4 protein-coding genes are annotated in these 4,931 nt (G+C 65.3%); 1 reads left to right on the forward strand and 3 read right to left on the reverse strand.

Annotated elements, in window-relative coordinates:
• Window positions 1-584: 584 nt before the first annotated feature.
• From KH616_RS21290 to aroQ, 3 genes are read right to left on the reverse strand one after another with little or no spacing between them, the layout of a single operon-like run.
• On the reverse strand, window positions 585-1,928 hold the full coding sequence (locus KH616_RS21290; protein WP_292250554.1) for an MFS transporter: 1,344 nt from the start codon (window positions 1,926-1,928) through the stop codon (window positions 585-587).
• A gap of 39 nt (window positions 1,929-1,967) precedes the next feature.
• Window positions 1,968-2,822: a shikimate dehydrogenase gene (locus KH616_RS21295; protein WP_292250556.1), complete on the reverse strand. Its 855-nt coding sequence runs from the start codon at window positions 2,820-2,822 to the stop codon at window positions 1,968-1,970.
• Window positions 2,819-3,274, reverse strand: coding sequence for a type II 3-dehydroquinate dehydratase (aroQ, locus tag KH616_RS21300; protein ID WP_292250558.1), 456 nt, complete (start codon window positions 3,272-3,274; stop codon window positions 2,819-2,821). The genes KH616_RS21295 and aroQ overlap by 4 nt, the downstream gene beginning before the upstream one ends.
• Before the next feature lie 253 nt (window positions 3,275-3,527).
• On the opposite strand from aroQ, the gene KH616_RS21305 reads away from it, so the two are divergent.
• A partial coding sequence (locus KH616_RS21305) for a sugar phosphate isomerase/epimerase and 4-hydroxyphenylpyruvate domain-containing protein (RefSeq protein WP_292250559.1) occupies window positions 3,528-4,931 on the forward strand: 1,404 nt, incomplete at its 3' end.

The following is a 4,931-nucleotide window of genomic DNA, read 5'->3' on the forward strand; positions in this document are numbered from 1 at the left end:
CAGCAGCAGAGAAACGAGATTATGAACACTCCCGCGCCGCGCGTCAACTACTTTTTTTGCCCCGCGTCGCGCCGTCCCGCTTCCCCTCCCCCGCGCCGCGACACCCGCCGCGCGAAAGAGGCGTGATTCTAGGCAATCCCCGCCCGCCGCGCAAGCCCCCACCGATCCCCACCACGGCACGCGCCGGCGCACGGCCCGCGGCGCACGCGGAATCCAAGCGCGCCGCGGGCCGGCAGCCCGCCCCACGCCGCATCGGGAGCTCGCGGCCCCGGCACGCGATGCGCATTCGCCATCTCCGCCGCTTCCTCCCAATGTCCGCGACACCAAGGCGCCTCCGCACACGCAGCGTCCGGGATCCTCCTGCCTTGCCTCCGGCACCACCTGGCACTCCACGTCGACCACCAATCGAATCGGCTCCGGCATCATGTCCGTACCCGGCATATGATCCCGCTCCAGCACGCCGACCGCGCCTGAAGCCGATGCGCCTGGTCAACACCGCCGCCAACCCAAGATACCCGAGCAGACAAAGAAAGCCCGGCGACTCAACAGCCGCCGGGCCCAATGCATAGCCGATCGAATATGCGTTACAGCACGATCCGCTTGATGTCGCCGACGACGAAGATATACGACAGCGCACCGACCAATGCGATCACGCCGATAAATACAAGCGCCCCGACAAACGACCCGGTCGCCGTGACGATGAAACCGATCGCGAGCGGCGTGATGATGCCGGCGAGATTCGCCGCCAAATTGAAGATGCCGCCGGTCACGCCGAGCAGACCATCCGGCGCGATGTCCGATACGAGCGTCCAGCCCAGCGCAGCCATGCCCTGCGCGAAGAATGCGACCGACATGATTGCGATCACCGCCTCGTTGCTCTGCACGTAGTTGGCGAGAATGATCGTCGAAGCAAGCAGGAGGCCGGCGATGATCGGCAGCTTGCGCGCAACGTTCGCGGATTTGCCGCGACGTAGCAGCCAATCGGAGAAGATTCCGCCGAACATCACGCCGACCGACGCCGCGATGAAGGGCATCACCGCGAAAAAGCCGATCTTCAGCCAGCCCATATGGCGCTCAGTCGCAAGATAGGTGGGAAACCAGGTCAGGAAGAATACGAGCGTCGAATTGCCGGCGAACTGGCCAAGGCAAATACCCGCGAGCTGGCGTTTCTTCAGCAGCCGACCGGCCATGCGCCAGCTGAATTTCGCCTGGCCCGGCTTGCCGCCCTGCTTCGCGCTGTGCACCAGACCGCCGCCTGCCTCGATATAGGCAAGCTCCTCCGCGTTCGCGCCCGGATGATTGCGCGGTTCGTGATAGAACACCCACCAGACAACACCGAACAGGATGCCGGCACCGCCGACGACCCAGAACATCGAACGCCAGCCGAATGCCCCCATCAGGGCGAACAGCACGGGACTGAAAAACGCGAGGCCGATGTACTCGCCGACCGTGTAGGTGCCAGTCGCCATCGCGCGCTCATTCTGCGGAAACCAGGTCGCGACCACGCGGCTGTTGGTCGGAAAGCATGGCGCCTCCGTCACACCGAGCCCGAGACGGCACGCAAGCAGCGGCGACACGCCGTGCACGCAACCCTGCAGCAGCGTGCACAGCGACCACAGCGTCATCGACCAGTAATACGTGACCTTGCTGCCGAAACGGTCGAGGAAGAGACCGCCCGGCACCTGCATCACCACGTACGTCCACGAAAACGCCGAGAACATGATGCCCATCACTGTCGCATTGATGCCGAGCTCACGGGTCAGCTGCGGCGCAGCCACCCCCAGCACGGTTCGGTCGAGATAATTGATCATCGTGCCGATCGCAAGCAGCGCGAGAATCTTGTAGCGCGCCGACGTGCGGCGCACCGCGCCGGCCGCCGCATGCGCCGGCGGAACCGGCGCGGTATTCGTATGGGTGCTGTGCTGCATCGTCGTCTCCCGGTCTCTCTTTATGAATATGGATGAGGGTCAGCGCGCAACGAGCGACTGAAAGTGGTCGAACATCCGTTCCGCGTCGGGCGCGCGCCCGGTGAAAATCTCGAACGCGTCGACCGCCTGATAGACCGCCATCCCGCCGCCCGTCAGCGTGCGGCAGCCCGCGTCGCGCGCCGTCTGGATGAGTGCCGTGTCGAGCGGGAAATAGACGATATCCGCGACCCACATTCCCGCGTGAAGCATCCGGGCAGGCAGTGGCAGGCCCGGATGCTTTGCCATGCCGGTCGGCGTCGCATGGATCAGACCCGTCGCCGCATGCACCGCCGTCGCCAGATCATCGCCAGGCGTCACCGAGGCGGCGGGGAAACGCTGCTGCAATTCGCCTGCGAGCGCGCGGGCGCGCGTCGTGTCGACATCGAAGATCGTCAATCCGGCCGCGCCCATCTGCAACGCCGCATGCGCGACGGCCGCCCCCGCACCGCCCGCGCCAAGCTGCACGACGCGATCGAGCGACGCGTCCGGCAGCCCACGCCGGAACGATTTCGCGAAGCCCGACCAATCGGTGTTGTAGCCGAAACGCTTGCCGCCCCTGAACAGCACCGTATTGACCGCGCCGAGGGCTCGCGCGTCGTCCGACAGTTCGTCGAGATGCTCGATCACGCGCTGCTTGCACGGATGCGTGATGTTCAGGCCGTTGTAGCCCATTTGCTCTGCGGCCGCGAGCAAATGCGGCAGCGCGTCGGCGGTCATGCCCAGCACGTCGAGATCGATTCGCCTGTATACATAGCCGAACCCCTGACGGAAGCCCTCCTCCTCATGCATCGCTGGCGACAGCGAACCGCCGATGCCCTGGCCGATCAGGCCGATCAAAAAAGATGGACGGCTCATTGCCGGACTCCTTGCGAAAGAATGGTCGACATGCGCTGCAGCGCGAGTACGTAGCCCTCGGTGCCGCAGCCGCAGATTACGGCCTCAGCCACCGCCGAGACGTACGAATGATGGCGGAACGGCTCGCGGCGATGCACATTCGAGATGTGGACCTCGATCACCGGCTTGCCGATCGCGGACAGCGCATCGGCAAGCGCCACCGACGTATGCGTATAGGCGGCCGGGTTGATCACGATGCCATGCATGTCGTGACGCGCTGCGTGCAGCCAGTCGATCAGTTGATGCTCGGCGTTCGACTGGCGAAATTCGATTTCCATGCCGAGTCCCTCCGCAGCCGTGCGGCAGCGGCGCTCCACGTCGGCGAGGGTCTCCGCGCCGTAGATGTGGGGTTCGCGCGTCCCCAACAGGTTCAGGTTCGGGCCGTTCAGCACCAGCACCTTGCGCTTGCTCATGTCGATTGCTCCGGAAACTGGCGCAGCCCGCGGCGGGACGCCGCGCCGTGTCGTCAAGATTCGACGCTAGTGTGCGCCTGCGCCATCGCAGTGTCTTTCCGGGTTTTCGCTTATTTGTACCACCTAGTTAGTTTGTATAATCCGCGACAACATCCCAGTCAACGCGGGAATGGCGACGCTCATCAGCTAAGCAAATGGTTCATTTCGTGGCCGTTCCCGCTGGCGCCATCCCACTCATCCGCAGGACTTTCCCATGCAGCGCTCGATCGCCACCGTGTCGCTTTCCGGCACGCTCACCGAAAAGCTCGCCGCCATCGCGGCGGCGGGTTTCGACGGCGTCGAAATCTTCGAGAACGACCTCGTCTATTTCGACGGTTCTCCCGCCGACATCCGGAACATGGCGGCCGATCTCGGCCTCGACATCGTGCTGTTTCAGCCGTTTCGCGATTTCGAAGGCGTCAGCCCCGCGCAGCTCGCGCGCAATCTCGACCGGATCAGACGCAAGTTCGACGTGATGCATGCGCTCGGCACCGATCGGATCCTCGTGTGCAGCAATGCGTCGCCGGACACGATCGCCGACGACGCGCTGCTCGTCGACCAGCTCGGCGCGCTCGCCGAGGCCGCGCGGCAAGCGGGCGTCGTCGCCGCATACGAGGCGCTGGCGTGGGGGCGGGTCGTCAACCGGTTCGGCCATGCATGGCGGCTGGTCGATGCCGTGAACAGCCCGCATCTCGGACTTGCGCTCGACAGTTTCCACACGCTGTCCCTCGACGATTCGCCCGACGCGATCGCCGACATTCCCGGCGACCGGATCGCATTCGTGCAGATCGCCGATGCGCCGAAGCTCGCGATGGACGTGCTCGAATGGAGCCGCCACTACCGCTCCTTCCCCGGCCAGGGCGACTTCGATCTCGCGCGCTTTACGGCCCGGGTCATTGAGTCCGGTTATACGGGACCGCTGTCGCTCGAGATCTTCAACGACGGCTTTCGCGCCGCGCCGACCGCGCTCACGGCCGCCGACGGCCATCGCTCGCTGCTTTATCTCGAAACATCGACGCGTGCCCGCCTCGCGCAGGACGGACGTGCACCGGCCGCCGTCCAGCCGCTGTTCGATCCGCCCGCGCCGCCCACGCATGTCGGCCTTCAGTTCATCGAGTTCGCCGTCGATGCCGAAGCCGCAGCCAACGTCGGCGAATGGCTCGGCAAGATGCGTTTCCGACTCGCCGGCCGCCATCGATCGAAGGACGTCGCGCTCTACCGGCACGGCGCGGCATCGATCGTGCTCAATGCCGAACGCGACTCGTTCGCCGATGCGTTCTTCCAGCAGCATGGCTTGTCGCTGTGCGCGTCGGCGTTTCGTGTCGACGATGCGGCCGTCGCGTTCGAACGCGCGGCGGGTTTCGGCTACGCGCCGTTCTCCGGTCGCGTCGGCCCGAACGAGCGCGTGCTGCCGAGCGTGAAGGCGCCGGACGGCAGCCTCGAATACTTCGTCGACGAAGCGCCGGACGCGCCGACGCTGTACGAATCCGATTTCGTACTGACCGACATCGACGGCCCGAGCGAGGTCGGGCCGCTGACCGGCATCGATCACGTCTGTCTCGCGCTGCCCGCCGACGCACTCGATACGTGGATCCTGTTCTTCAAGACCGCGTTCGGC

The organism is Burkholderia sp. (assembly GCF_018375725.1).
GTDB lineage: Bacteria > Pseudomonadota > Gammaproteobacteria > Burkholderiales > Burkholderiaceae > Burkholderia.